A 26,519-nucleotide genomic window follows, 5' to 3' on the forward strand; every position below is an offset into this window, starting at 1 on the left:
TAATCAAACCCCAGCGAATTCGCTGGGGTTTTTACTTTACACTGTGTTTGTGCTTCACTGTTTTTATTCGATTTATCAGTAGATAGTACACCTCAAATGACCAATCCAAGCTCCACCCTCGACCGCACAGATATCGAAATCCTCCGCATTCTCCAATCCAATGGCCGCCTGCCGGTTGTTGAACTCGCTAAGCGGGTAAACCTTACCACCACCCCATGTTCTGAGCGGGTAAAACGTCTCGAAAGGGAAGGGTACATCTCTGGGTATCACGCAGATATCTCCGCAGAGAAACTGGGTTTAGACGTGGTTGTGTTTATTCATATGCGCCTCGACCAAACAAACCTGTCTATCTTTGATAAGTTCGCTAAATCCGCGATGTTGATTCCGGAAATTGAAGAGTGCTACTCACTTTCTGGCGATTTCGACGCCATGGTGAAAGTGCGTGTAAAGAACATCAAGGCTTATCAGAAGTTCATGTCGACCCGTATTATTCAACTTCCTGGTGTTATCCAAACTAGAAGTGAAATTGTGATTGCAGAATATAAGCGGAGCGCTGGAATCAACCCAGACCTCATTGCGATGTCTTAAGAGCGAAACGTTAAGACAAAGTAAAGGGCATTTTTTGTGCTGCATAGGTATATTACCTATGGGTTCTATCATTGATAGTTAATTTATTACACCAGTCGACATATTTTCTTCGTTTTCAGGTAACTTTCCTTTGTGACCATGGCTAAACTAATCCCTATAACAACAATGTTAATAAAATGTTGAGGTGTTTAGATGGTCGCACCCATTCCGAGAGATACGATCAACTCTCAGGCCACTGTCCACGCAGCAAACGCTGTGGTGATGGTGCCACCTATTGATTTCAAATTTAACGTGGAAACTAGCGCAGACAACGAGTTCCAGAAATCCCTGACTCTTTCTGATGCAGAAATCCGTACCAAAGCGCTAAATGAGTTCTATGGAATGGTAGAGCTATTGCGGTCACACGGAGTGAATGTGACAGTAATGGACTATTCCTCAGAGCAAGGCGAAACACCGGACGCCGTATTCCCCAACAATTGGTTTTCTACCTCTATTACTGGTGATATTTACCTCTTCCCAATGGCATGTGAAAACCGCCGTCGTGAAGTTCGATCGGATACCTTAGTCAAGGCATTGCGAGAGTCCGGATTCAAAGCTCCAAAAGTACATAGCCTTGGTGATTTAAATGCACCAAAAGCCTTTTTGGAAAGCACCGGAGTTATGATCATGGATCATGTTAACTCCACCGTTTACGCAGCTCTATCAGTGCGCTGTGATCGTGATTTACTCCAGCAGTATGTAAATCGCGCGGGATTCAAAGAGGTGATTTATTTCGATACCCGAATGTCTTCTGGCTCGCCTGTCTATCACACCAATGTGATGATGGCTGTGGGTGAGGGATTCGCAGTAATATGCGATGAAATCATTGAAGAATTCGAGCGTCGCAGAGTGTTGAATTCATTACAAAAGACGAAAGATGTCGTTTCAATTACTGAAGAGCAAATGGGTCAGTTTTGCGGCAACATCCTCCAACTTCAAAACGACAAAGGCGAGCGACTGATCGCGATGTCACTTTCAGCCTATAATGCGTTTACCTTGGAGCAAAAACGTGTGTTACGTAAACATGGCAAACTGGTTCCAATCGATGTTTCAATCATCGAAACCATTGGTGGCGGCAGCGTAAGGTGCATGTTGGGCGAGAATTTCTTGCCGACGCATTAAAAAAGAGCCTGACAAATGTCAGGCTCTTTTTTTATTGGGTGATGGTTTGTGACTCAAGGGCCTTTTCAGCTTTTTGAGCCATAAACTCTTTATACATCGCCGCTTTGTCATCTGGTGAAATTGGTGCGTCCGTCTGGTCTAAAATGCCATCGAACATTTCACTCATTGCTTTTGTTGGCATACTCATAAGTACACACATTTGCGGCTTGCCAGCAATGTCGACGATCGTAGTCTTTTCAGTCACTGCCATTTGAAGCTTACCATCAGCAATGGTTTTTGCGATTTGTTCGAATGAGCCGGCTGATTGGTTTCCAGCATCGCCTTTATTGATCTTCTGATAGCTTTTTTCCAGAACGCTCACTTTTGAATCAAGTGATTGCATCAGCTGAATTCGAGCCTGCATTTCAGCCTGATTACGGTCAATATTAAAGTTTTCTGAATACTCAACGCAGCTTGCTACGGCCAGTCCTTTTTCAGAGAAAGGATTAAATACCCAATCTGGGATGTTGGTTTGTGGTAATTGTGGTTCGCTTTCTTGCGCTGTTTGTGTTGAGCCACAACCAGCAAGAATGGCAGTGAATAGAATAGATACCAATGCTTTATATTTCATTTTTTTGCTCTCAGATTGATGAATAGGTTTCTAGTTTTTCGTATTCGCTAATTTTTTTGCGAACCTTACGGACGTACTTTCGCGTTTCGTCATAGGGAAGGTTTGCAACCAGAGTGTTGTATACTTCTTCCGAAGACATGCTATTGATACGTTTTACAGCTGCTCTGACACTTCTTTCTCCAAATGCCTTAGCGACATTTCCTGCCCCCGTGTTATACGCAGCGATGATTGCGTAATTGGCGCTGACTGGGTCGTTAATACCTTTCAGGTATCTGCGTTTCAAAATATCGAGATATGCCACGCCTGTTTCCACGTTAACACCAGGAACATAAAGTTCCTTTGCAGTCATCGGAGAGTTTTTTCCACGTTTGAGTTTATTCACATCATGGCCTGCAGTTGTTGGTACGATTTGCATCAAACCGTATGCAGGAACATGAGATTTAGCTTTCGGGTTAAAGTGTGACTCTGTGTGCATGATTGCCAAAATAAGTGACTGCTCAATATTTTGACGCTCACTTTCTCGTTGCACATAAGGCATGAAGGTTTGAGCCCGCTTCGATACAGAGTTTGAGGGCATGATCATGGAAAAATCGACCACTTTTCCTGATGTCTTCTGAAATTTAGCCTGAGATTCTTCAACGGCTTTTTCAGCAGCTGCAATGCGCTCTTGTTCTACTGCTCGCATCTTAGCTTTTTCCTTTTCAGCCATTACCTTGGCAGCATTTTCGTCAGGCGCGATGCTCTCAACCAGTTGATCCAACTGGCTCATTTGCCTTTCAGTCTGCTGATTGATTGTTTCTTTTAGCTCGGCGATGACGGCATCTTGGTCTTGCACAGGACGCGGCTTGATTTGTTCCTTAGTGACTTTCTCAGGGACGGATTGAAAGCCCATCTCTTTGAAAAGCTCTTCATTCTTCTTAACGACTTCTTTGATTACCTCTGTGCTTGATACCTTGGTGCTATCGATGTTGTGGCTAATCGTAACTTCGCCTTTTTCAAGATCAATAACTGTGCGGGCTGCAAGCTCAGGATCGTTTATCACGACGGTTGTTGCGCTATCAGTCTTGTGGCTATTCCAGGTTTTTATCGACTTGTCGGTTTCTTTATCCCACCGCTTCAAATACTCTGCTTGCCAGGCTGAGAATTCTGCCAGATGAGCTTGATACCACTCCGCAAACTCATCGTCGAAATTAGCATTCAAATCGCTGACTTCTTGATTAAGCTCTGCAAAGGGATCGTTCGCATTGGCAACTATAGAATAAATTGCAAGGTTAAATCCGACAGCAAGTATAAGAAGTTTTGTTTTCATAGCTATCCTGCTTTTTAGTTTAAATAAGCGCCTAGATCATCAACGCTATTTGCTTCAGTTTCCAACAGCTGAATACTGACATTTTCATAGATGTACTGGCATTCATCACTTTGGCACTTCTCGACCATGCGAAGGCTTTCGTGCAAATATCCCGATCTCCAAAGCCAACGGGCTAATAGTGACTTTGTCTCATTACGAGAAATGTTATTTGAGGCGACATACTCCTGGTAATAACTTCTCGATTGTTCAGGTTTTATCTCCGCTAGCATGACGGTTATCAAACCTGCCGTGTCATTAGAAAACTCTGGTAACTTGAGTAACTTTGGAGCGACAGCACGTAAGCTGTCCCAATCAGACGTTTCGGCAAAAAACTGAGCATAGAGAAAAGCTGTACGTTCTAGGTCTTTCTCCATGTTGGAAATTGATATGTCACCTTTACATGTCGCAGACGTCGCTGTGACATTGGAATACCTCAAGTTATCAATTTCGACACTAACATCCGCAAATGGCCAGTTTTGCCATCTCGGTTGAGTTATTACACCTGCTGCTATGATTTCTCTTTCGGTTTTAGCCCGCACGGGTAGTGTTAATGCGCTTCGGCATTCTGCCTTGATGATTGATTCATTTACTGTATTGTCTCGCGTTAAATTGACTTCAACGTTGTTGTCATTCCATTGAACGTCGTATGTTGTTCCCGCGAATTGCCACGCAGCTATAGAAGAGAAAGCTGGCAGCGAATAACTGCCAGCTAATACAACGAGAACTGCCGCCTTACAAATCCTGCGCATTGCTCACTTGTCCAGAAGGACCTTTGTTGGCGTTGTTGCTATCGGATAGTCCGCCATCAACATTGATTTTTGAGGATGAGCCTGAACTCTCTTTCACCCGCTTTTCATTCTGTTTGGCAGCTTTCGCAGCTGATGCTTCGAGTGATGGCGCATAAACGGCAACAGAAAGCATCCAATCACCATCTGTGCTCTTGAATGATTTAACAGACACCCCTTGAGGGAGCTTACCTGAAGCAAATGTACTGTAAGAATCAGTCATTTTGATATTGTTGATGAATGAGTTCTTTGTTTCGCCTAGTGCTTTGGCATCCGCTGGGTTCAAACTGTCTGGCGCATACTCAAATTGCTCATTGCTTTCCATTTGGTTTTCAGAAAAGCCACCCGCCCAATAAACCTGCTCACCTTGCATGGTCGCTAACAGCGCATTTCTTGCTTTGGTTTGCGATTGGTTTTTGGCGAGGGTAAGCATCTTTCGTTGAATCGCTTTGCTGCTATTTTCTCGAATGATGGATGAACCAAACCCCAAAACATAGGTTTCTTGGGTTTCTGGATGGGTAAGAACTTTAGCACCTACTGGAGGAAGAATGCCGGTTTTCAGGTCAGTAATAACTTGTTTGAAAATCTCGTTTGGATTCGTGGTTTCAGTCAATGCACCTGATTGTCTTTTCGTTTGCTCACGAGTCTTTGGTGTTGAAATGAGGCTTACACGAACAAAGCCTTCCTCTGGGTCATCGTAGACATCGAAAGTGACGTAGCCAGCCAGTGCTCCTTTTACAGATTCAGTACAAGTATCAGAAATAGATGAAAAGGTATTTGCGACGCTATCGTTACCTGTATCTATGACATCCATTGTTTCGTTAGATACGGTAGTACACGCACTGTTCATGCCTTCGAAGTTTTCCACCAATTGCTTTTTCGCAATTTGGAATGCTTTAGTGTACGCACCTCTTTTTGACAAAAGTGTTGCGTTACGGTTGTCGTAATTGTTGTAGTAACTGCTGCCCGTCGAAAGTATTCCAATACCCGAACCAACGGCGATCATTTTGACGCCATCTTCACCATCTTCGACCAAGCTTTGATGCGCTGAAAGTACGCCAGATTGCGCATTCTCAGCGAAGATTACATCATCCACCTCGCGTGTATTCGAGGTGTCGACAGTTGTAATTTCTGCAGATGCTGCCGTTGCCGGAACAAGATCTGACAAATCAAAGTCTTCAGCAAGAACAGGTGAAACATAGCCTGCGACAAGCAGGGCTAACAGCGTTTTTTTAATCATTTTATTTCCGGTTATAGCATTGATAATTGGTAATCATTGTGGATTGTCAGCTGAATAGCTTTCCCGTCTGTATGTACTTTCATGGCTGGGGATAAAAGGTGTGACAATTCACCTAGGCTGTTGATAGAGCGGAGTCTTACAAGGGTCGAATTTTTGCCTTTTGAGACTTTTACATCTGAAACATCAGCAAGGCTACTCAGTACAGCATGGAGTTTGGAATGATCGCCTGCGATATGGTTGGCAATGCTAATTTCTCTGATAGGTCCGCCAGCTTGAACCAGAGCGTGAGAAGCCTTTTGGATGGTTTGACGAATCTCTACTTGGTTGTTTTCTGATTGCAGATAAACCTCTGCCAATGTGCTTAACACGTCATCGTGGCTGGGTAGTGCAATTAACGATGGGTCATTTCGCCATTGACCATAGTTATTTCCTAATCTGTCCTTGATGCTTAGATCAAGCTGCAAGCGAGTCCCTGACTTCGAAGGTGAAGGTTTGGCATCTGCAACCAATAACAACGAGGCACTCTCTGGACTTGCGGTGACCGTCATTCCAGAAGAGGTGAGGGCTTGCGTCAAATGGTAGCGAACATTCGCATGCTCGGAGACGACAAAAATATTGGGATTGCCGATTCGTTGCATTGCTTCTTTGAGTTTTGCTTCCAGCCCGCTTTTTTCAACCTCGACATTCAAGGTGACCTCGATCATGCCACCAGGCAAAGACTTGCTGGATATTTCGCTCCAACTCTTGACTGTGCCATGGCTGCTCATTGAGAGAGATTGGCGAACCATTTCTGCTGATTTTAAAGACTCATTCGATTCCGTCAGGTACAACTCTGATGACGACGAAGAGGAGAGCGCGGACTTGATGACGACACCAAGAACTTGGCTGATAGCTCTTCTCAAAGCATCCTGCTCGGCAACTTGACGCGCGGTAAGTCCTGCCACCTTGTCATGTAAGCCTTCACCGCTCACGATAATGGACTTGGTGGTGTCTTCCTCCCAGTCGATATCATCCCCTTCAAAACTTTCCGGAGCATCAAGTGGAAGTCTGGCGGTCACACATGTATCGTCGCCTAAGATTTCAGGGTCAGAGAAGTCCAGCACCATGGTGCCATTGGCGAGTCCCGTTGCTATAGCTTCAATGTTTTTATCGCTGAATACTGAATCATCAAAGCTTTCAGAACGTTTGGCCGAAGACAACAGATTGGTAGATTGAAGCACGGAGCGAAGATTGTCCGCAGCTTGCGCTTGTGCTGACTCAACAGCGAGTTTCCCTCTTCCATAAGAACAGCCCTGTTCTGCTAAAACAGGGCTTCCAAATCCAGAAAGCTCAAGTTCAAAAGCTTGGGATTGGATGGAAAAAACAGCGGCATCAATGCCGCTACTTTGCTTAGCTTTGACCTGTCCATGTGCTTCTTTCCTTGAGGAAGTCTGCCGGAACACCAACGCTTACCGCAAAAATACGACGGTCGCGAGTTGGTCGGTAAATGCCTTTATCGGCAGTGTCTTGAATGTCATCAGCAATCGAAGAGTTTTTCCATCTAACGATCTTACCTTGAGCACTTTGTGCACTAGGGTTGACTGTGGCAACACCGATTGGCTCAACAAAGCCTGCACTGTATTCAAAAACCACCATGGTTTCATTTGGTAGAACGCCGGCATTCTGGCCGCGGTCTAATGAAATACGGTCGCCTTTAATACCCATGACTTGTGCAGTGGCTGGCATTTCTTTGAGAAGACGGGTAAGCATGATGTCGAAACTGCGTGAAGCCATCTCATTCAAAACAGCGCTAACGTCAGTATTGCTCGCGTAATTGAAACCACGATAGTAATCACCGTTGACGATCACAGAGGTGTATTCATCTTTATTGCGAACATCGAAGTTTGATACGCGGATTTTACCCACATTTGGGTAGCTGACTTTTTCGCGGGTGTAAGGGTCGATGACACCAGTACTGATTTCGATAGCAGACTGGAAAAGCGACTTCTTGGCACCATACATCATATCTGCAGTTTTCAGCACATCGACTTTAAACAGATAATCTGTTTCTAGCTTGTTGCCTTTAGACAGTTTTTTGGCAACTGTTCCAGCACCTTCTTCCTGCAGAATTTCTTCCAATCCTGCATTGATCATTTGACTGTCGCGGGTCAGGATACGGAATCGGTTAACGCCTGCAAATTGGTTTTCCAGTGTGTTTTCCAGTGCCTTAACGTCATAGCTATTCATGCTGGTGTTTATCTGTTTAAAAACAGTGTCTACACCACCATTGTTTTCTACTTTGTTTTGCACATCACCAAAGTACATTCGAATGGTTTTTTTTGCGAGTGGGCAACGTGAGTCAGCTTCGTTCGGCGTAAACTCACAAAACTGCAGTCCTTGAGTGTTGAAGTAAGCAGGTACTTCAATGTCTGAATCGTTAAAGTCCAGAGCGGATTTAGCGATAATAAGGGACGAGTTTCCGTTTGTGCTCTCTGCTGAGTATGTCTGGCTAGCGCTGTTGCTCTGGCACCCAGCCAGAGCAACAAGAGCTACCAGACTAGCAAGTCTGGTAGGTTTCATTAGCCTTCAACCTTTTCTTCGATGATCTCGTCAATAGTTGCAATGCGCTCGATAAGTGCTTGCTCTTCATTGATCAGATCTTGAGCTTCAAGTGCGAGGTCTGCACGATCTTCCATTTCAAAGTAAGCTTGAACGATTGGCAGATCGTCAGCGACTGATTCATCCTCAGCTTCTTCTGCTTCATCGTCGGAGCTCATTAGGTTGCCAAGGAAGCCTGTAGCATTCGTGGTTACCAGTTCTTGAGCGATAGCAGGGCCGTTATCTTTTGCAATGATTGCGATCTCAACGGCTAAGAGTCCCATTTCTGCCGCTAACTTAAGGTTTTCACTAAAAATGCTGTCTGTAGCTGCTTCATATTTAGCAATCAATGGACCGATTTTTTTGTTCTCAGCTTTGTCCGCATCATACTCGTCAATGGCAGCTTTCAACTCTTGGTCATTCAGGTCAGCATTTGCTTCCATGAAGCCAATAATCTCGGCATAGTTTGCTGACAGTGTTTGGTAGTCATCCAGAACTGCACATTGACGCTCAGTTACAGCCAAAACGGCTTGTGAGGTTTTGTCTACCGCATAACCTGCAGGTGTAAAGGTATCTGTCATCTCAGAGCAGCGTGTCTGCAACTCTTGCGACCAAGCTTTACGGTCGAGTTGTGCAGACTCTTCACCTGTCATTTGACAGCCAGCGAGAGCGGACATCATAAGGCCTGCGATTAGCGTTTTTTTGAACATGATATTTCCTTTGTCAGAATGTACCTGAGAGACCTGCATCCCTCAGTTTTTTTAATAATTCCTTCTCAGCCATTTCCAACGCATCATTTTTGTCCGTTGAAGAGAAGGCTGTTTTTGAAACTGTTTTCTTTAGCCCGCCTGAGTAGGGACTGTTTCCATCAATTAAATTGATCTCGGCAGATGCTTTCCCAGCATATTTTTGCCCACTTTTTCCGGATTTTGATTTGGTTCTAATGAAAATAGTTAATGAGCTAGAGGCATCAATGAAGCGATTATGGATAAGAGAAGTTGCAACCTGAGAGCTAAAAGGAAGGTTATCGCTTCTGACGTTAACTTTGCTGTAAGGGAGTTTTTTTCCCAGCAACTGAGCTGTATTTTCTATTTTAATACTCAGTTCTTTAGCTATTTCTGGTGATAAGTTAACCAATATTAGATGTTGTCTATACGCATCTTTCATATCTTCAACGGCAGAAGCTATCGTAAAGAAAGACGACCAACTGGCATGGTCTATCGCGTTAACGCTACTCGTGGAAACCAGAATTTCATTAATGTTTGACGCTAAAGTGCTTGCCCATAAATCTTTTGATAAAGAATAGGTTATGTTGCATCCTTGGCTTCCGCATTCTTTATCAATAACAGACAGTGAGGGCATTAATACGGGTTCTGCAATACTCGAAACGTCTTGAGTGAATGAATTACTGATAAGGCCATCTATTTTCTTCGTATATAGCCTAGTATCCGAGCTTACCTTACTAAGCATGGATTGAGATAATCTCTGTTTGGCATCAATTAATGCTTCGTCTTCACTTTTACCAAAGCCAGAAACTTTTAGAGTGTTTTCATCCACCGCAAAAACAAAGTTAGGCAAAGAAAAAAATGTGAGGACAAACAATATTGCGTATCGTTTCACAGTATTCATTGTAAAGAAAATAAAAAGGGATTCTATGTCCATATTGAATCACTTTGAAGCGTTCTATTATTTATTTCATGTGACTGCCATCACGCAAACTAAATAGTTTCAATGTAAGAAAATCTAGGTCCTAAAGTATATTATTCTGTATTCATTTTCTTTCATTGAAAATACAATTTATCTCGCAGTTTGTTTTCTGATTTTACAAATTTTTCAAGTGTGAAAAATTAATTGATTTCTCTATCAATAACTCCGATGATGGTTTTTAAGTCATCATCTACCGCTCAAATTACCTCTTAAGCGCCTCCCCAAGTTGCAGAACCGGGCATTCGTCTTATTCTTAAAGTATGTCGCAACATCTAGAACAAGAAACACATCGGGGGCTATCCCTCGCCTATGGGAGTGAAACAAATGCCGGAAAGACGATATCGTCTTATCACACGAAGTGACTTCGACGGATTGGTATGTGCGGTGCTGTTAAAGCACATCGATTTGATTGATGAGATCAAATTCGTACATCCAAAAGACATGCAGGACGGGGTCGTTGAGATCACCGAGTATGACATCACGACCAACTTACCTTACAACGCAAAAGCACACCTCTGTATCGACCACCATGCTTCTGAGATGATTCGTAACCAGGAGCTTAGCGCCAACCACATCATTGACCCAGATGCCCCTTCAGCAGCACGCGTAGTGTGGAAACATTTTGGTGGAGAAAACACATTCCCGGACGCTTGGGAAGAAATGATGGAGGAGGTTGATAAGGGGGACTCTGCGCAATATACAAAAGATGAAGTGCTCTATCCGGAGGGGTGGGGATTACTGAACTTCATCATGGACTCCCGAACAGGCCTTGGGCGTTTCAGAGAGTTTCGAATCTCTAACTACGAATTGATGATGGATTTGATTGATTACTGCAAAGACAAATCTATTGCAGAGATAATGGCACTTCCAGATGTCAAAGAGCGCGTTGACCTCTATTTCAGCCATCGCGAGAAGTTTCAGGAGCAAATCAGGCGTTGTGCTTCAGTGTGTGGGAATCTAGTGGTTCTGGATCTACGAAGAGAAGACACAATATGGGCAGGGAATCGCTTTGAAATCTATGCCCTTTACCCACAATGCAATATCTCCGTGCATGTGTTGTGGGGCTTCCAGAAGCAAAACACCGTGTTTGCGTGTGGCAAATCTATCTTTGATAAGTCATCACAGACAAATATTGGCGAGTTGATGCTGAAATATGGCGGTGGTGGCCACGAAAATGCCGGCACCTGTCAGGTGCCAAATGAAATGGCCGCACAGATTGAAGATGAACTCATCGTCCAAATCAACAAAGATGGGTAGCCATAAAGAATGACAAAGCCCCTCAGTAGGGGCTTTCTTTTTAACTGTCACTTGGCTCTTTCGGGGATAGTGGTAGCCTGTCGAAAGACACGCCTTTCCAACCGGAATGGATGAAGTTGCGAATGTTGAGATGATCTTTACCGCTTGGGTGCGCAAGAACATCTTCCCTGTAATACCTGCCAAAGCAAGCTAATACTGCGCGCTCATCCAGTCCATGAAGCTTACCAAAGGCAAATATCTTACATGAACCTGCGTTTTGACCTGCCTTGTTGGTCAAGTCACCGTTTATAAATTCGGCCGGTGAGTAATGGTAAAACCGGTCAATCACCGAGATGGTGTCTTCAAATTCAACAAGTTCAGGGGTGTTAGATAGCTTGAGTAAGAAATTACTGAGTTGCATGATAGTCCTAACTGCTGATTGCTTAATGAACTGGCTTCTACTGCGAACCTATTCAGCTAGGTATCAGATTATTCGCGTAAAAACCTCGTTAAAGCATTTCCATAACGAAGTGTTTTAACAGGATGATACATTAAAGTGAAGTATCAATTCTGTTTCCTTATTATGTTCGAAAACTTATGGCGGGTTGTCTTTAAAGTAAGGCAAAAATGAATCTGTTTCACTGTTGTTTTGTAAGATTGCGCTTGCTTTGGCATAGATTTAAAGCAGATTGATTTCAAAATCGTCAAACGGACTTTCTCAACGAAAAAAGGTGTTTACAGCTTTCGGAACTGTAGCTAATATTCGCCGCACTTACGGAGAGATGGCTGAGTGGTTGAAAGCACCGGTCTTGAAAACCGGCATACGTTAATAGCGTATCTAGGGTTCAAATCCCTATCTCTCCGCCACATTAGAAAAGGCCGCTGAATTATCAGCGGCCTTTTTGCATTTTTAACCCTCGCAAGAGATAGGGTGCAGAACCCTAGACTCTCTGGGTTCAGCCGAGCGAAGCGAGACAACGTTGTCCGGCGAAGCCGAGTAGGCAACGGCCCGAAGGGCAAGGGAGCTTGCGACCGAGTAAATCCCTATCTCTCCGCCACATTAGAAAAGGCCGCTGAATTATCAGCGGCCTTTTTGCATTTTTAACCCTCGCAAGAGATAGGGTACAGAACTCTAGACCCTATGGGTTCAGCCGAGCGAAGCGAGACAACGTTGTCCGGCGAAGCCGAGTAGGCAATAGGCAACGGCCCGAAGGGCAAGGGAGCTTGCGACCGAGTAAATCCCTATCTATCCGCCATATTCTGGAAGTTGGGCTGTAAAGCTGGATTTCATCAAGAATTGGAGCGGTAGTTCAGTTGGTTAGAATACCGGCCTGTCACGCCGGGGGCGCAGGTTCGAGTCCCGCTGGAGCGCCAGCCCGGCCGTTCCGCCAACGATTGAAGCCCTAGTCGAGAGACCGGTGCTTTTTTCTTATAGGCACCCCGGGAAGTGCTGCGCACGTGGGTTTTCCTACAATGTCTGAACATACTCTTTGGGTGTCAGCCCGAAGACTTCCTTAAACCTTTGCGAAAATCGCGCTTCAGATTGATAGCCACAGGCAAGCGCAATATTAAGCTGTGAGCGGGAATTCTGCATGAGTGAGAGGGCATAAACCATCCGGACGTTGGTCAGGATATGGCGAAACGACGTGTTTTCTGCAGCCAGCTTTCTCTTCAACGTCGCCGAGCTCATTGAAAAGTCGGCAGCAACGGATTCAACACTATGCACATTGCCCGGGTTCAGGCTCAGATAGCTCGCAAGTTTTTCGCTCAGAGATTTATCACTTCCGGGGAAGAGAAGGTGCAAAGCTTTGGCTTCCCGAAGTTCAGCGTAAAATGCCAACAGAAAGTGTTTTTGGGTTTCTTCAGACAGTGATTTTCCCGCCATTTCATACAAGATATCAAAACAGTACGCCAACTGCGGTGTGACAGAAAGACGCGGTTCTTCGGCTATTGGTGTTACCGAAGCATTGTTCTCGAGCCACTCGTTAGGCGGAGGCTCTAGAAAGGTCAGCGTTCTGGAAAAGAAATCGGTTTGTGAAGGTTCGTTGACGAACGTAAGGGTATGACTGGCCGGAACAACCAACCAGTCTTGTGAGGAATACTGACGAGAGCTATCTTGCCACCAAAGCTGTTTCAATCCTCGGTTTACCCAGATAACGGTAGGGGCATAGACAAGTACGTTTCGAAGAGGCTGTTTTGTTACGCCACGAAATTGCCCGTTTTTCACCAGTGCTCTCGTCATCTCGATTCCTTATTCGTTCACATAGGTAGCGGTTAGCGTTGCTTTACCCAATGCAGAAGCATTCAACATGTATCCAATCAGCGCGTTGGAAGGGTTCTCCGGCAACGCCAGCTTTTCAGAAGGCAGTGCCCAAACCGTAAATTGATAGCGGTGCATACCATGACCTTTTGGTGGGCAGGCACCACCAAAGCCGACAGCGCCATAGTCATTTTCCATCTCGCGTGCTTGTTTCAACTTGCCTGATGCACCTTGATTTAGCTGGGTGTTTGAAGCGGGAATATCGAGTGCCAGCCAGTGCCACCATCCACTGCCAGTTGGTGCATCTGGGTCGTATACCGTAATCGCAAAGCTTTTGGTTCCTTCCGGTGCGTCTTTCCAGCTCAGTTGTGGTGAGAGGTTATCGCCTGAACAGCCGAAACCTTGGAATACAAAAGTATCTGCCATTCTTGAGCCTTCTTGAATGTCGCTACTGCTCAGGGTAAATGCTTGGCTATTAAACGCAGCGGCGGCCAAAAGTGGGGCGATAAGTGTCAGTTTCATCATGATTCTCCTTGTCAATAAGTGGAACCATGATGCGGATTCTAGATAGGACTTTATTTACATTAAAGCTCAATATTCGAAACTTAGATAGGAATATTGAGCTTATTGGTGATTTCTGGGCGCTTTTAGAATGCTCACAACCATCCCTTCTTCTTGAAATAAACCAAAGGCGCAACACCAGAGGCGATCATCAATCCGATCGCAAAGGGGAAGCCATATTTCCATTCCAGCTCCGGCATAAAGTGGAAATTCATCCCATATATACTGGCGACCACCGTCGGTGGCAGGAAAACAACCGCTGCAATTGAGAAGATCTTGATGATCTGGTTTTGCTCGATGTTGATAAAACCCTGCGTCGAGTCCATCAGGAAGTTGATTTTGTCGAACAGGAAGGTGGTGTGGGACATCAAAGCGTCAATATCCCGGCCGATTTCGTGTAACGTTTCTCTGTGCTCGTTTCTGCTTTGCAGATGGCGAAGCAGGAAGGAAATCGCACGTTGGTTATCCATCAAACAAAGGCGCACTTTTCCGTTACTGTCTTCAAGCTTTGCCAATTGCTCAATGCTTTCTTCCAAATCGGAATCGTCATCTTCAAGCACAGCATGGCTGACTTTTTCCAACTCACGGTGCAAGTCTTCCAGCGTATCCGCATGGTTTTCGACTTTCTGCTCCAGCAAAGTCACTAAAAGGGTTTCTACATCTTTGCATCGAACTTGTCGCCGTCTTGCGCGAAGCCTGAGTAAGCGAAAATCGGCAACGTCGCCATCACGAATGGTTATCAGACGTTCGCTCTGCAAAATACAGGCGACGGTGACTGTGGTGTGCCGTCCTTCACTTTTTGATAGAAACAGAGAGTGAACATGCAGGCCACTCTTGTCAGCGAAGTATCTGGCAGAAGTCTCAATCTCCTCAACATCATCCGATTCAGGTAAATCGATGCGCAGCAGAGAGCTGACGAGTTCGCGTTCCGTATCGGTGGGATCGTGTGCATCTATCCATTTGGCCTGTTCCACCAACTGTTTGAGGTCAGCGTTTTCCCCAACAGGAATTTCCGTAATCGCGCCAGATTCAATCGTAAACAAACGCAGCATAATGACCCCTTAGCAATGCGGCAAATAAGAAAAAAGTGCAGGGCTGTGTTTTAATTCTGTGTTCAGATGGTGCTGACATTCAAGGTAAGGCGTGGGTATTGGCGTATACGTCACAGTAGAAAGACAGTTTGAATCGGGTGTTACTGAGGTGATTTTCAGGCTGGCGGAGCCGCCAGCCTTACTGATTGGTTTACGTTTTATTGAACCGGTTTGATGTCGATAGTGGCGCCTGCTGCTTCCAGCGCTTTTTCTAATTTCTCGGCCTCGCTTTTTGGTAGCTTCTCTTTGAGCACTGCAGGAAGGCTTTCTACCACAGATTTGGATTCAATCAGGCTCAGGCCTGTCGCGTCTTTGACTGCCTGAATGATGTCGACTTTCTTTCCATCTGCAGCGGTTAGCACTACGTTGAACTTCTGCTCTGCAATTAGCTGGTTTTTCTGCATCAGTTGTTTATCGATGCCCTTAAGCTTCATTTCATCAATCGCGAAGTTGACGGCATTCAGCAGGCCTTGTTCGCCTTTGGGAATCAGGTAGCCAAACTGGCTGCGGGTGAATGGCTCTTCGCACCGAGCCGCTTCCAATTTGTCGTTGGTGACTTCGTAGAAAAGCCCTTCAGGGGTTTCAGTCACCATGACATCCACGTCACCCGCAGCGACGGCTTTTGGCACATCCAGATTGTTTTCAAACTTGGTAAAACTCGCATTAGGTAAGTTCTTATCAGCAAACTTCTCGTTAGTGCCGCCAATGTTCACGCCGACGCGAACAGAAGGCAGGTTCACTTTTTCCAGAGAGTCATATTTTCCAGAATTGCCTTTCGCGACGAGGAAACACTTACCAAAAACCATGTAACCCTGAGTTTGTTCAGCGTTCAGCTGGCGTTGCATCCGGCGGGTAATACCGCCCATGGCAATGTCGTACTTGTCTTCTTTCAAGCCATCAAGTAGGCCTTTCCAGGTTGTCGATACAAACTCTACTTTTACGCCGAGTTGGCCTCCCAAATATTGTGCAACATCGATGTCATAGCCTGAGTAGTTTTGGCCATCATAGAAAGAGAAAGGTTTGTAATCGCCGGTGGTGCCTACGCGAATGACGCCAGCTTCGAGGATATCGTCCAGTTGATCTGCGACTGCAAAGCTGGAAAGGGTCAGAGCCACTGACGCGATGATGTGTGATGCTTTCATAGTGATACGTCTTTTTGGTTATTGGACGTTCTAATCTAGCAATCCTTTCAAAACGATAGGGTCTAACTAATGAGTATGCAACGCTTTTGCATTTTGAAATAACTAGCCTCTTATCCATTAACAAAGCATCAAGAATTGAACAGCACAGAGAATCTGATCGTGACGCCCGTGTTTAGGGCTTGGAAAGAGCGGAGGTTGTTGGAATAGATAATAAACGCCCGCCTGAAAAGGCGGGCGGGGCGGTATGAGATGCGAGAGGCTTTGCCGAAAAAATTAATAAATCCTTTTAGCTTTAGGTCTTGGCTTTTCATGCCGAGCTAAAGGAGGGATATCACTACTTCTTATTTTTGAATCATTTTTGAAGTCAGAAACAAAAATGACACCAACTCAATCGTCATCGCTAGTCCGTAAAACAATGCCCAATAGCTGGCAATTTTTAACCAGATCGTATCTGGAAATACCTTACATATTGAAGCAATCAGCATAACAAGAACATAAGTTATTAGTGGATAGCCCATATCTACAGGCACAATCTCAGGACCAATTGGTGAGCCTTCAGACTTCTTCTCTCTCAAAAATGTGAGAAAATCACTTGGCATGATAAACATGAGCGCATAAACACCTATTCCAAAACCTAGGATACTGGGAAATGCGCCGAGAATAGTGTCTGCAGGGATCCAAGTTGATGTGGCAATACTTTCGTCAGTTATAAAGTCTAACATCAAGACAAAAACTAGAACGCAAAAAGCTTTTTTAAAAATCCGGCTCCACCACTGACTCAGGCTTGCAATATGAATCTGTGCTTGGGGAGCGCCTCTTTGAGCGTAAGCGTTAGCGATGGCAAAAACCGCTCCTAGCACTGGAGTGCTAGTGAGTGTTCGATGCATTAAGCTGGGTTTTTGCTTAGCCATTAATCTACCTACTGTGTACTGCTGTTATCGTTTGATTCCAGCATTGATTTGTTCTGAGTGAGTATCTCTTTGGATACACGTGTACGCTCTTTTGCAATAGGAATCAATCCTAAGATACCGAGTGAATGATTTAGTGCGCCATCTGGTTGAGGAGGCAAAGATTCGCGTACCGGATGATCTTCCATGTGGTAGTGCTTTTTCGCTCCATCTTCAGCAATGTAGCGTGCTTCAGCGTTGCCGTATAATGTCGCGAGCATCATTTGAATTTTTGCCATTCTTGGCAAGTCGCTCATTAGGCTGTCTTTGAAGGATTTATACTTAGTCTCCCACTTTCCGACGCTCATATCCTTTAGTTCTTGTTCGGTTTGTTTGGCCTCGGGAAGTAGCGCATCGTTGATCAGGCTGTCGTAATCATCTGAATTAGAGAAAGTTACACGACCAGAATAAGACGAAATACCTTTCTTAGGTTCTTCGAAAAACTTTTGTACAGAATCTGCAGCGGTAAGCTCTTCGATCTCGAGGTTATGCTTCGGGAACAATCTGGTTGCATGTCCATCTAGCAAATCCATAAGTGCTTCGATCAACGGATTCTTAGAAGGCAATCCACGTGTATCGTGAATGGCCATGATGTGCCTTGCTGGGTCAAATACAAATTCAAGCGAGAACCTTTTGCTACTAGTATTACCGTGCGATCGATATTCTAACTCACCGCTTTCAGTATCGACTAACTCATTGACATCATCGAACTTTAAAAAGTGCCCGCGTACAAATTTATTAGGCTTATTCTTATCTTCGCTTGGAAAATTTTCAATATTGACTGAGAAAGGAGCAAAGTACATATCTCCTCTCATCTTTGAGGCGATGGAGCTTAGTTTTTCTCCATTTTGGCGAACTTTAGAAATTAGCTCATCCACTGCTACAAATAGCTCACAATAACCCTCAATGCCGACTTCATGATAGTTCTTTGTGTTAACGGGAAGTAATTGAATGTTATAGAATTTGTAAATTGCCACTTGTAAACCTTTTTGGGCATTGATGAATGTGTCAGTAAAATATCACTAACATCCTTTTATGCAAATGAATTTGTATTTCGACACGCTTTAACAATTTGATTTGCGACAAAGGCAGAGATATTTGAAACGAGAATTCTAGGTAATACTTGCTTTCTCATTTAAGGGTTATTCTTACGTTATCGACTCGATTTACGCATCAATAACAATAATTGAAACTTCTACTTCTCTTGCCAATTGATATTCTTAATACATAGATGTGAAGAGGGAAGAAATCATGATGAAAAACACCATTGGTTTAGTGATGATGCTGGTTGCGCTTGGTGCGTTTTTTATCAGTGCCTTTTTAGCAGATTCTGTGCTGATGGGTATCTCTATTATTTTGTTTTTGTTCGGTCTGATTTTCCATTTTGTCTACAACAGATCTGCAGAGGTCGATGACTGTGATACCTCAATACATATTGAAGTTCTAACTGAAAGAGCTGAATTGCATGTTGAAGATGAGTGGAGGAAACGTGACAAGATGAAAGGCTCTGATGCTTTCTCTGCGCCGGATGATTCGCATCACTAACTTGCTATTCCTATATTCGATCAACCTTTCTTAACAGGCTCCGGCAAATTGATCGGCAACGCGGTGGTATGCTTCACTTCATCCAACACAAACAGGGTTTGTGCTTCTCTCACCTCAGGAAAGCTTCTCAGTGTTTTTAACACAAAATGCGAAAGTTCTTTGTTGGTTCTGGCAACAACTTTCATCAGATGGTCGTAGGGGCCGGAAAGGGAATAGCACTCCAGGATCAGCGGGTGATCTTTCACTGCTGATTTGAACAAATCAAACGCCGCCTCGCTTTTCTGGTCGATGCTGACCTGAACAAAAGCCGTCACACCAAATCCTGCTTCTTCGGCATCAAGCATTGCGCCATAGCTTTTAATCACACCTGAATCTTCGAGGCTTTTTGTGCGTCGTAGGCAAGTTGATTCTGACATGTCAGTGGCTTTGGCTAGCTCCACAATCGTCATGCGTCCGTTGTCTTGAAGCTGTGAGAGTATCTTTTTGTCTTGATTGGAGAGCATGACGATTTCCTTCAGTAAAGTGTTATAAATTGAATGATAACACCATAAAACATGGTCTCAAGGATGACTTTGACGGCATTCTCCACCTGTTATTGGGTATGATTTGATCAGCCTCTAGCGCATATACCCAAACGACCCAGAGATACTCGTATTCAGAGGTCATCAATGCGTTCAATTCGAGGCAAATTTCACGAGGAATAGTGGTTCTATTTCCGTGGAATTTAACGAAGAAGTGGGCGCATTGAGGCCCTCCCTTCGGGCGAGTTGACTGACGCCGTGCTCATTGTTGTTCCTTTTTGATGGAGGTGACTACACCTACAAAGGAACGCCGCGATCACAACGCCAGTCAATCTCGCTGAATCCTGCATCTTCAGGTCGTTTGGGTATAGAAGGAGAATACAATGTCGAACGAAAAGTTCTTTCATGTTGGCGAGTTGAGCAGTGAGCAGCCCGCGACTACCCAATATCAACAATCTACTTTCTCGAAAGCCCGTCATCCGGAACCGTATCGCTTTGAAGTTAACTTAAGCGCTGAGGCAGGAGACATGCAGAAAAAGACGGGGGTGGTTTCCGTCAATATTCCGGGCTTCAGCCCTGTAAAACTCTATTGCGATGAACAGCCGCCAGTTGGCAAAGACACGGCGCCACCACCGTTAGCATTCTTTTCAGCGGGTATAGGCTTTTGTTTGATGACGCACCTGACGGACATTCTCACTGCCCGTAAAATTCAGGTAGATTCCTTAAAGCTTGAACAACGCATTGTGTTCAGAACCAACCTCGGTCATATGCGCGAGCATGGCTATATGACGGACGGCGGGTGCGACATTGTCGAAACGCACGTGATTATCGACAGTCCTGAGCCGGAAGAGAGAATTAAAGATCTGCTGGATGAAGCTGAAAATGGCTGCATGGCGCATTTTGCGCTGAGAAACCCTATCCCTTGGTCGACGCGACTGGTCTATAACGGTAAAGAGGCAATCAGCCGTTTGGGCGAGTAGACTTCAACACAAACATTGGGTGGCTTGTTATTCTGTGTTTGAGAGCCAATCATCAGACCTATATTTAGGCTCGTGCAGTTCAGTAATAGAAAACCTTTGAATAAACAACGTTAACTAAGCTACGGGTGGCCTATCTAAATCAGAGAAGGGAAACATAGAGTGTTTCTCCAATAAACCGATGAGCTTCTCAGTACCATTTTTTCTAGCGAACTCCAATTCGCTTTTATGAACTTGAACGATGAGCATCATTCCAAAATCGTGTTGTTGGGACGTGCTGTTTTGCAAACCTAACAAAATTGCCCCATACCAGTGTGGCCCTTCGGCGGACTCAATTGTTTGAAAAGGCTCAAGTTGCGTATTTTGTGCATATGTGGCGACGGTTTGTAAAACAGCAGAAAGCTGTTGATTGGCTTTACCAAAGTCAGAGTCACCAAATTTAATCTCCCCGCTTTCCGGCATTCTATGACGGGTTTGAATGACTAACTCATAGCGACCCATTGCAACAGAATAAGCGCCAGTGCCATCGTCCGTGGATAGTTGTTTTGTTGCAATTGATGTACCTCCTCTACCACTATTTGGGTAATAATACATGCAGTAGTTTCCGCCAGCGCTTGCTGGGATGATTGAGAAATAGTGCAGATGGTTTTCTTCACCAAAGAAACTTGCCATTAGCCTACTTTTTGTTTCAAACCATTCATTGTCACTAGGTTGATCACTGTTTTGGTTTGCTTCGCTTTTTGAATGAAGGTGGCTTTCTTTTTTAGCTGATTGAGAGGAAGGCTTTGTAGCCTTTTGGTTTTTTGGCTCTGATTTGCCTAGCGTATTTGTTGTATTTTCAGAGGTTATGTCTGCGGGCGCTTCTATGTCGGAATAATCTATATCGACCACTTCTTCCAGCAACTTTTTTCGCTTTTCCTCGGTATTACTAACATTTTTGTTGGCCTTTCTTTTCTTAAGAAAATCAAAAAACTCACGTTCAATTCCTAAACTTTATTTCCCTACTAACTATTTAATTACATGGAAGTTTCTGCCTCAAGGTTGATGACGCACCAAAGTTAATATTTTAACTGGATATCGCGTAAATGAGACCGACTGAAATAGCAATCCAGAGTTGAATATATGCAAGTTTGCCGGATGTACAGCTAACGTATTTGCTCAGAGAGCTGATTTAAGTTTTGCCATAACAACCAATACGGAAAGGTGTAAGGAGAGATTCAGTGCTCCTACTAATGAATTGTAAAGTATGAGTTTCCATCTCATTAAACATCCAGAGGGTAACCCATTGACGACCTTCTGGATGTTGGGATTTATTACTAATCAGTCAACAGCAGCAATGCATTCCACTTCGACTTTGGCACCCAAAGCTAATCCGTTTGCGCCAAACGCGCTTCTCGCCGGGTACTTGCCAGAAAAATAGGTTTTATAGACTCCGTTGAATGTCGCCCACTCTGAAATATCAGCCAGCATGACGGAGCATTTCACTAAATCACTCATGCTGTAGCCATTCGCCTCGAGTGACATTTTGATGTTTTCCATTGTTTGTCGAGATTCAGCTTCAATGCCACCGGGAGCCAACTCCAACGTCCCTGGCTTAATGCCAATCTGCCCCGAAAGATAAATGGTGTCATCGACGCGAACGGCCTCTGAAAATGGAAGGTTGGTTGGGAGCACTTTGCCGGAGTTGAGATATTCAATGTCGTCTGATTGTTTAGCGAAAGATGGGAGAGCGAGGAAGCTAAAGCTGGTGGCAACTAACAGCAAGATATTTCGCATACTGGTGTCCTTAGGTTTGATGATTTGGCGATAAGCGTCGTGACTATGAAGGTGAAAGCTGACGCTCGGAAAACGCTATCTCCACAGGAATGTCTAGATAGCGAGTAATGAGACGAGAGAAAATGTCATCCAGATGCGCCAGTTTCTGCAGACAGCTATCCAACGGATGATCACTCCGCATGGTGTGGTTTGAACTTGGGCTATCAACGCCGCTGCAATTTAGTCTGACTTTCTGGTCTTTTCCAGAATCTGACAGAGGAATCACAACATTTCGCCTAGCCAAGACGGTGAGGTGTAAGCAGAGATTCAGTACTCCTACTAATGAATTGTAAAGTATGAGATTTCATGCATTTTAAAACACTGAAAATTTGGTACGCTCTCAGTTTACGCAATTCGCTGTCTTTGCTGTGTGACTATTTGGTCAGTCAGAAATGTCAATTTATTCACATAAAAATCAATTAATTAAAAAACTCATTATTCGCCAATGTTTCAATGGCTTGCTGTTTGTTGGTCTGTATCTAGATTATTTTACTTAGTACTTTTTTCCTTTCGCACTGTCAGATTCCTGTCAATGACCTTCTGGTGATTCATTAGTGAGAACTAATGGAGTGATTCCTCTGATTTAATTGGGTTGTCGATGCCGCTGTTTCGCATCGTCAGCAAATCATTTGGATAACTAGGACCGAGGGAAGAAACATGGCAACAATAGTGGGCACAAATGACAGTGAAACCTTAGACGGAACAGACTCTAATGACTGCATCTACGCGTATGACGGCGATGACACCATCAATACTGGAGACGGTGTAGATTATGTCTATGCAGGTAATGGTAATGATGTGGTATTCGGCGGCGCACACAGCGATATCGTTTATGGCGGCTGGGGCAATGACAACATATATGGCTACGGCGGGAACGACTATCTCTTCGGTGAAGGCGGTAATGACCGCATAAAAGGCGGCGACGGTGATGACTGCATTAATGGCGGCACGGGAGATGATATCCTCTTCGGTGACAACGGCAACGACTACATGGTCGGTGGTGATGGCAACGACAATATGTACGGTGGCGAAGGTCACGACAAGCTCTACGGCGGCGAAGGTGATGACCACATTCAAGGCGGTGGTGGCAACGACTTCATCGATGGCGGAAACGGTAACGACTATATCTGGGGCTTAGAAGACGATGATGTCATCTATGGCGGTTGTGGTGACGATATTGCCTTCGGTCAAGGCGGTAACGACTACATCAAAGGTGGTTACGGTGACGACATGCTGTTCGGACAGGGCGGTAACGACAAGCTAATCGGCGGCTGTGGTAACGACAAACTCGAAGGTGGTGATGGCTGTGACAAGCTCTATGGCGAGCATGGCAATGACGACCTTTGGGCGGGTGCGGGTGACGATTGCCTGTTTGGCGGCAGCGGTAATGACATCCTTGCTGCTTCTGCAGGTAATGACCACCTCTGGGGTGGCAGCGGTAAAGACCTGTTTTTCTTCAATGAAAACTACGGCACCAATACAATTTGGGACTTCTGCTACTGGCAGGATACGATTCAGATTGATGATGGGCTGGCAACGTCTGTCTCTGAGATTAATGTGTCAGTGAACTCACACGGCACAACACTTGGCTTCTCTGATGGCACAGAAGTGCTGCTCAAAAGCTGGTACCACGGCCTGAATCATGTTGATTTGGACTTTGTCAGCGGCCTATATGACGTTTAACGCACTTATACGAACTGATTGAACTGGCTAGGTTCATTTAACCGCTTTTCAATCGTTAAGGCTCTGGGGTTGTATCTCAGAGCCTTTTGTTTTTCCGCATCATGTTAACCCTTCCGCAGAAACAGGGCTTTTTCGTCAATCCCAGTTTCACCCACCGAGTCTTTTCTATATTAAGTCTTTGGATCAGCTGGCTCATTTCAAGCGTTCTTAACTGCGCGTACGTTGCCGAAAAGAAAATGAATAAGGATATTCTTATGCTCCCTTCGTTCGAACACTTACAAAAAACGGTGCGCCGCTATTATGCGATTGATGAAGCGTCAATGCAGGCGCTCATGGCCTGCTGCAAGGTGACAAACATTGGCAAAGGAGTAACGCTTTACGATATCGGGCAAACTCCCACGTATTTTGCTTTTCTTCACAAAGGTCTGATGCGCGCATTTTTGCTGGATGAAGAGGGCAACGAATACAACAAGAACTTCTTTGATGAAGGCAGGTTTCCCGGTTGCATGAGTGCGCTGCTTCAGCAAAAGCCAAGCCGAATTGCCATTCAGGCTTTGGAGCCTTGTGAACTGGTCGAAATCGACTTCCAAAAGTTTCGCACCGCGCTGTTTACGCATCCGGATTTAATGCGTTTTCATATTCACTATTTGGAGAAGCACTGGCTACTGGAAAAGGAGCCGAAGGAAATCAGTTATCTTGAGCATGAAGCCAAAGACAGATATCAGGCGTTTCTGACCGACTTTTCTGCAATTGCCCCCAGATTACCGCAATACCACATCGCAAGTTATCTCGGCATTACTCCCACTCAGCTGAGCCGGATTAGAAAACAAATTTACTAAATCAACATATGTAAAGGCGTCTGGTTTCTGCATTGCGTAATCTCTCTCCATCAACGCAAGGAGAGACAGAGATGAACGTATTAGATGCATTGAATTGGCGCTACGCCGTCAACCAGTTTTCAGAACAAACACTCAGCCAGGAAGCTATCGATGGGCTTATCGAAAGTGTTCGTTTAGCGCCTTCTTCGTACGGCGTTCAACCGTTTAAATTGTTAGTGGTTGAAAACCCAGCGTTGAAACAAGCTTGCTTAACGCACAGTTATGGCCAGCAGAAAGTCATTGATAATTCTCACCTTCTGGTTCTGGCACACAAGACCTCGCTCAATGAGGCAGACATTGAAGACTTCATTGAACAGCTAGCTGCCAATCAGAACCGTCCAGCGTCAGACTTACGCGCTTATCAAGATCAAATTGCCAGCAGCTTGCTGGGACTTAGCCAGCCGCAACAGGCCGCGTGGGACGCACAGCAATGCTTTATCGCATTGGGAACATTGGTCAGCCACGCTGCCGTTGAACAGATTGATGCATGCCCAATGACAGGGTTTGATTCAGCAGGGCTCAACGAAGTGCTGGGTCTGGATAAGCAAGGGCTGAACGCTGTGATTATTTGTCCTGTTGGCGTGCGTTCGGGCACTGACCGCACAGCGAATCGCCCCAAGTTTCGTTTGTCCCGTGACCAACTGGTAGAAACGTTATGAGCAGCTTAACGCTAATGGCACTTGCCGCCGGTGGCTGCATTGCCATTCAGGCGGCGATGAATGCGCAATTGGGTCAAATGCTTGGTAACAGCTGGATCGCAACCAGCTATGCCTTCCTGACCAGTTTTGTTCTCGTGAGCCTCGCTGTTGCGGTGCTTTACAACGCGGGTGGGATTTCGGCCTCAAACACAGGTCTGGATTGGGAAAAGCTGACCCAGATCCCTTGGTATCTATGGTTGTCCTGTGTATTCAGTGTGATAGGTGTGGGTAGCTTGTATTTTCTTATCCCTAAAATGGGGGTAGGGAACCTGATGAGTTACTCGCTGGCAGGGCAAATCATTATTGCCATGTTGCTGAGTCACTTTGGCGCATTCGACAGCCCAATCAAATCTATCTCAACGGTCAAACTATTCGGCGCCGCATTGCTGGTGCTGGGTATTGTATTAATCAACAAGGACTTCTCATGAACGCTGCGTTGCAAGCCAACCTCGATAATTTGAATCTCTACTGGCAGGCGCTGGGTGCTGAGCAGGAAGGAGAATTGTTTGTTCATCCGAGTTGGCCCAATAAGCGCTGGAGTCCCGGTTTGAGCCTTCATGGTGTGAATTTCTCTTCGGGGCAAAGAGCATCCACGGTAGATGAGTTGGATGATAAATGTCTTCAATTGCTTAGCGCTCAGCACAGCCTCACGTTGTCAGTGGCGATGCAATTGGTGGTGATGACCTTCGAATTACCGCAAGACGCAGAATTTGAGTTTGGACAAGAGATTGAAAGGGTATCGACGCCAAAGCAAGTCACGGACTGGACCGCCGCCTGCTCAAACGCTTTCAACTATGTGATTGATGAAGCGGTGATTCAGCACCTCAATGCTGATAGCAACAGCCATATTTTTGCACTCTACAAAGAAGGTGAAATCGCGGGCACTGTGATCCTCTACAAAACGGGAAACACCTTGGGTATTCATCAACTGGGTACACTGAGAGAGTTCAGGAAGATGGGTGTGGCCTCTGCGCTGATGCAACACAGTTTGGCACTGGCGAAAGAACTCGGTTGCGAATATGTCACCCTTCAGGCATCCAAAGCCGGGCTGCCACTTTATGAACAATTGGGTTTTCAGCAACTGGCGATGTTAACCAGCGTATTGGCGGAGTAACCACCAGAAAAGAAAAAGGAGCCATTCGGCTCCTT

General features: G+C 45.1%; 29 protein-coding genes, 1 tRNA gene, 2 other RNA genes and 1 pseudogene. 13 read left to right on the plus strand and 20 right to left on the minus strand.

Features of this window, described 5'->3' with window-relative positions; all coding sequences use genetic code 11:
- The first annotated feature begins 96 nt into the window (after positions 1-96).
- Together G5S52_RS09335 and G5S52_RS09340 are read left to right on the plus strand one after the other, a co-directional pair.
- The gene (locus G5S52_RS09335; RefSeq protein ID WP_165012986.1) at positions 97-588 is read left to right on the plus strand and encodes an Lrp/AsnC family transcriptional regulator; all 492 of its coding nucleotides are present in this window, start codon (positions 97-99) and stop codon (positions 586-588) included.
- Between the two features lie 192 nt (positions 589-780).
- Positions 781-1,749: an arginine deiminase-related protein gene (locus G5S52_RS09340; protein WP_165012988.1), complete on the plus strand. Its 969-nt coding sequence runs from the start codon at positions 781-783 to the stop codon at positions 1,747-1,749.
- Between the two features lie 31 nt (positions 1,750-1,780).
- Here G5S52_RS09340 and G5S52_RS09345 read toward each other — a convergent pair whose 3' ends face one another.
- The 8 genes from G5S52_RS09345 to G5S52_RS09380 are packed head-to-tail and all read right to left on the minus strand — an operon-like array spanning position 1,781 to position 9,971.
- Positions 1,781-2,359, minus strand: a complete 579-nt coding sequence (locus tag G5S52_RS09345) for a hypothetical protein (RefSeq protein WP_165012990.1) — start codon at positions 2,357-2,359, stop codon at positions 1,781-1,783.
- 10 nt (positions 2,360-2,369) lie between these two features.
- Positions 2,370-3,668, minus strand: a complete 1,299-nt coding sequence (locus G5S52_RS09350; protein WP_165012992.1) for a transglycosylase SLT domain-containing protein — start codon at positions 3,666-3,668, stop codon at positions 2,370-2,372.
- Positions 3,669-3,682: 14 nt separating this feature from the next.
- Positions 3,683-4,456: a hypothetical protein gene (locus G5S52_RS09355; protein ID WP_165012994.1), complete on the minus strand. Its 774-nt coding sequence runs from the start codon at positions 4,454-4,456 to the stop codon at positions 3,683-3,685.
- Positions 4,440-5,732, minus strand: coding sequence for a hypothetical protein (locus G5S52_RS09360; RefSeq protein WP_165012996.1), 1,293 nt, complete (start codon positions 5,730-5,732; stop codon positions 4,440-4,442). Before G5S52_RS09360 ends, G5S52_RS09355 begins: the two co-directional genes overlap by 17 nt.
- A gap of 11 nt (positions 5,733-5,743) precedes the next feature.
- Positions 5,744-7,174 (minus strand): hypothetical protein, encoded by a 1,431-nt coding sequence (locus G5S52_RS09365; protein ID WP_165012998.1) that lies wholly within the window; start codon positions 7,172-7,174, stop codon positions 5,744-5,746.
- Positions 7,122-8,291 carry a hypothetical protein gene (locus tag G5S52_RS09370; protein ID WP_165013000.1) on the minus strand — a complete coding sequence of 390 codons (1,170 nt, stop codon included), beginning with the start codon at positions 8,289-8,291 and terminating at the stop codon, positions 7,122-7,124. The genes G5S52_RS09365 and G5S52_RS09370 overlap by 53 nt, the downstream gene beginning before the upstream one ends.
- Positions 8,291-9,019 carry a hypothetical protein gene (locus G5S52_RS09375; RefSeq protein ID WP_165013002.1) on the minus strand — a complete coding sequence of 243 codons (729 nt, stop codon included), beginning with the start codon at positions 9,017-9,019 and terminating at the stop codon, positions 8,291-8,293. The genes G5S52_RS09370 and G5S52_RS09375 overlap by 1 nt, the downstream gene beginning before the upstream one ends.
- A 13-nt stretch (positions 9,020-9,032) precedes the next feature.
- Positions 9,033-9,971: a hypothetical protein gene (locus G5S52_RS09380; protein WP_165013004.1), complete on the minus strand. Its 939-nt coding sequence runs from the start codon at positions 9,969-9,971 to the stop codon at positions 9,033-9,035.
- Between the two features lie 369 nt (positions 9,972-10,340).
- Between G5S52_RS09380 and G5S52_RS09385 the strand changes: the two genes are divergently transcribed.
- Complete coding sequence (locus G5S52_RS09385) at positions 10,341-11,273, plus strand: DHH family phosphoesterase (protein WP_165013006.1); 933 nt, start codon at positions 10,341-10,343, stop codon at positions 11,271-11,273.
- A 40-nt stretch (positions 11,274-11,313) separates the two neighbouring features.
- Here G5S52_RS09385 and G5S52_RS09390 read toward each other — a convergent pair whose 3' ends face one another.
- Positions 11,314-11,673, minus strand: a complete 360-nt coding sequence (locus G5S52_RS09390) for a HopJ type III effector protein (protein ID WP_046304130.1) — start codon at positions 11,671-11,673, stop codon at positions 11,314-11,316.
- A gap of 355 nt (positions 11,674-12,028) precedes the next feature.
- Here G5S52_RS09390 and G5S52_RS09395 point away from each other — a divergent pair.
- From G5S52_RS09395 to G5S52_RS09405, 3 genes are all read left to right on the plus strand, one after another.
- Positions 12,029-12,119, plus strand: a tRNA-Ser gene (locus G5S52_RS09395).
- Positions 12,120-12,163: 44 nt separating this feature from the next.
- A non-coding RNA gene (locus G5S52_RS09400) (RtT sRNA) lies at positions 12,164-12,310 on the plus strand.
- Between the two features lie 44 nt (positions 12,311-12,354).
- Positions 12,355-12,508, plus strand: a non-coding RNA gene (locus tag G5S52_RS09405) — RtT sRNA.
- A 212-nt stretch (positions 12,509-12,720) separates the two neighbouring features.
- On the opposite strand, the gene G5S52_RS09410 is transcribed toward G5S52_RS09405, so the two are convergent.
- The 7 genes and pseudogenes from G5S52_RS09410 to G5S52_RS09435 form a co-directional block, all read right to left on the minus strand.
- On the minus strand, positions 12,721-13,494 hold the full coding sequence (locus G5S52_RS09410) for an AraC family transcriptional regulator (protein ID WP_165013008.1): 774 nt from the start codon (positions 13,492-13,494) through the stop codon (positions 12,721-12,723).
- A 9-nt stretch (positions 13,495-13,503) separates the two neighbouring features.
- Entirely contained in the window at positions 13,504-14,034 is a 531-nt protein-coding gene (locus tag G5S52_RS09415; RefSeq protein ID WP_165013113.1) for a YbhB/YbcL family Raf kinase inhibitor-like protein, read from the minus strand.
- Between the two features lie 134 nt (positions 14,035-14,168).
- A complete protein-coding gene (gene corA, locus G5S52_RS09420) occupies positions 14,169-15,125 on the minus strand; it encodes a magnesium/cobalt transporter CorA (RefSeq protein WP_002541617.1) in 957 nt (318 codons plus the stop codon).
- A gap of 197 nt (positions 15,126-15,322) precedes the next feature.
- Entirely contained in the window at positions 15,323-15,568 is a 246-nt protein-coding gene (locus tag G5S52_RS23900) for a ribosomal protein L7/L12 (RefSeq protein ID WP_235956157.1), read from the minus strand.
- A pseudogene (locus G5S52_RS09425) lies at positions 15,551-16,306 on the minus strand (transporter substrate-binding domain-containing protein); the annotation flags it as partial. The gene G5S52_RS23900 and the pseudogene G5S52_RS09425, both read right to left, overlap by 18 nt.
- A gap of 341 nt (positions 16,307-16,647) precedes the next feature.
- The gene (locus G5S52_RS09430) at positions 16,648-17,217 is read right to left on the minus strand and encodes a hypothetical protein (protein WP_165013012.1); all 570 of its coding nucleotides are present in this window, start codon (positions 17,215-17,217) and stop codon (positions 16,648-16,650) included.
- 8 nt (positions 17,218-17,225) lie between these two features.
- Positions 17,226-18,230, minus strand: a complete 1,005-nt coding sequence (locus G5S52_RS09435) for a DUF4747 family protein (protein ID WP_165013014.1) — start codon at positions 18,228-18,230, stop codon at positions 17,226-17,228.
- A gap of 274 nt (positions 18,231-18,504) precedes the next feature.
- Between G5S52_RS09435 and G5S52_RS09440 the strand changes: the two genes are divergently transcribed.
- Positions 18,505-18,798, plus strand: a complete 294-nt coding sequence (locus G5S52_RS09440) for a hypothetical protein (protein ID WP_165013016.1) — start codon at positions 18,505-18,507, stop codon at positions 18,796-18,798.
- A 20-nt stretch (positions 18,799-18,818) separates the two neighbouring features.
- Here G5S52_RS09440 and G5S52_RS09445 read toward each other — a convergent pair whose 3' ends face one another.
- Positions 18,819-19,301: an Lrp/AsnC family transcriptional regulator gene (locus G5S52_RS09445; protein ID WP_165013018.1), complete on the minus strand. Its 483-nt coding sequence runs from the start codon at positions 19,299-19,301 to the stop codon at positions 18,819-18,821.
- A gap of 401 nt (positions 19,302-19,702) precedes the next feature.
- On the opposite strand from G5S52_RS09445, the gene G5S52_RS09450 reads away from it, so the two are divergent.
- The gene (locus G5S52_RS09450) at positions 19,703-20,299 is read left to right on the plus strand and encodes an OsmC family protein (protein WP_165013020.1); all 597 of its coding nucleotides are present in this window, start codon (positions 19,703-19,705) and stop codon (positions 20,297-20,299) included.
- A gap of 114 nt (positions 20,300-20,413) precedes the next feature.
- On the opposite strand, the gene G5S52_RS09455 is transcribed toward G5S52_RS09450, so the two are convergent.
- The 3 genes from G5S52_RS09455 to G5S52_RS09465 form a co-directional block, all read right to left on the minus strand.
- On the minus strand, positions 20,414-21,199 hold the full coding sequence (locus G5S52_RS09455; protein WP_165013022.1) for a suppressor of fused domain protein: 786 nt from the start codon (positions 21,197-21,199) through the stop codon (positions 20,414-20,416).
- 417 nt (positions 21,200-21,616) lie between these two features.
- A complete protein-coding gene (locus G5S52_RS09460; protein WP_165013024.1) occupies positions 21,617-22,072 on the minus strand; it encodes a RidA family protein in 456 nt (151 codons plus the stop codon).
- A 43-nt stretch (positions 22,073-22,115) separates the two neighbouring features.
- Positions 22,116-22,337 (minus strand): hypothetical protein, encoded by a 222-nt coding sequence (locus tag G5S52_RS09465; protein WP_165013026.1) that lies wholly within the window; start codon positions 22,335-22,337, stop codon positions 22,116-22,118.
- Positions 22,338-22,768: 431 nt separating this feature from the next.
- Between G5S52_RS09465 and G5S52_RS09470 the strand changes: the two genes are divergently transcribed.
- The 5 genes from G5S52_RS09470 to G5S52_RS09490 all read left to right on the plus strand — a co-directional run bounded on the left by G5S52_RS09470 (position 22,769) and on the right by G5S52_RS09490 (position 26,484).
- Positions 22,769-23,794 (plus strand): calcium-binding protein, encoded by a 1,026-nt coding sequence (locus G5S52_RS09470; protein WP_062660971.1) that lies wholly within the window; start codon positions 22,769-22,771, stop codon positions 23,792-23,794.
- An 86-nt stretch (positions 23,795-23,880) separates the two neighbouring features.
- The gene (locus tag G5S52_RS09475; RefSeq protein WP_235956151.1) at positions 23,881-24,633 is read left to right on the plus strand and encodes a Crp/Fnr family transcriptional regulator; all 753 of its coding nucleotides are present in this window, start codon (positions 23,881-23,883) and stop codon (positions 24,631-24,633) included.
- A gap of 71 nt (positions 24,634-24,704) precedes the next feature.
- Positions 24,705-25,331, plus strand: a complete 627-nt coding sequence (locus G5S52_RS09480; RefSeq protein ID WP_165013028.1) for a nitroreductase family protein — start codon at positions 24,705-24,707, stop codon at positions 25,329-25,331.
- Positions 25,328-25,798: a DMT family transporter gene (locus G5S52_RS09485; protein ID WP_165013030.1), complete on the plus strand. Its 471-nt coding sequence runs from the start codon at positions 25,328-25,330 to the stop codon at positions 25,796-25,798. Before G5S52_RS09480 ends, G5S52_RS09485 begins: the two co-directional genes overlap by 4 nt.
- Entirely contained in the window at positions 25,795-26,484 is a 690-nt protein-coding gene (locus G5S52_RS09490) for a GNAT family N-acetyltransferase (protein WP_165013032.1), read from the plus strand. Before G5S52_RS09485 ends, G5S52_RS09490 begins: the two co-directional genes overlap by 4 nt.
- The last annotated feature ends 35 nt before the right edge of the window (positions 26,485-26,519 follow it).

The sequence above is a fragment of the Grimontia sedimenti genome, from assembly GCF_011045095.1.
GTDB lineage: Bacteria > Pseudomonadota > Gammaproteobacteria > Enterobacterales > Vibrionaceae > Enterovibrio > Enterovibrio sedimenti.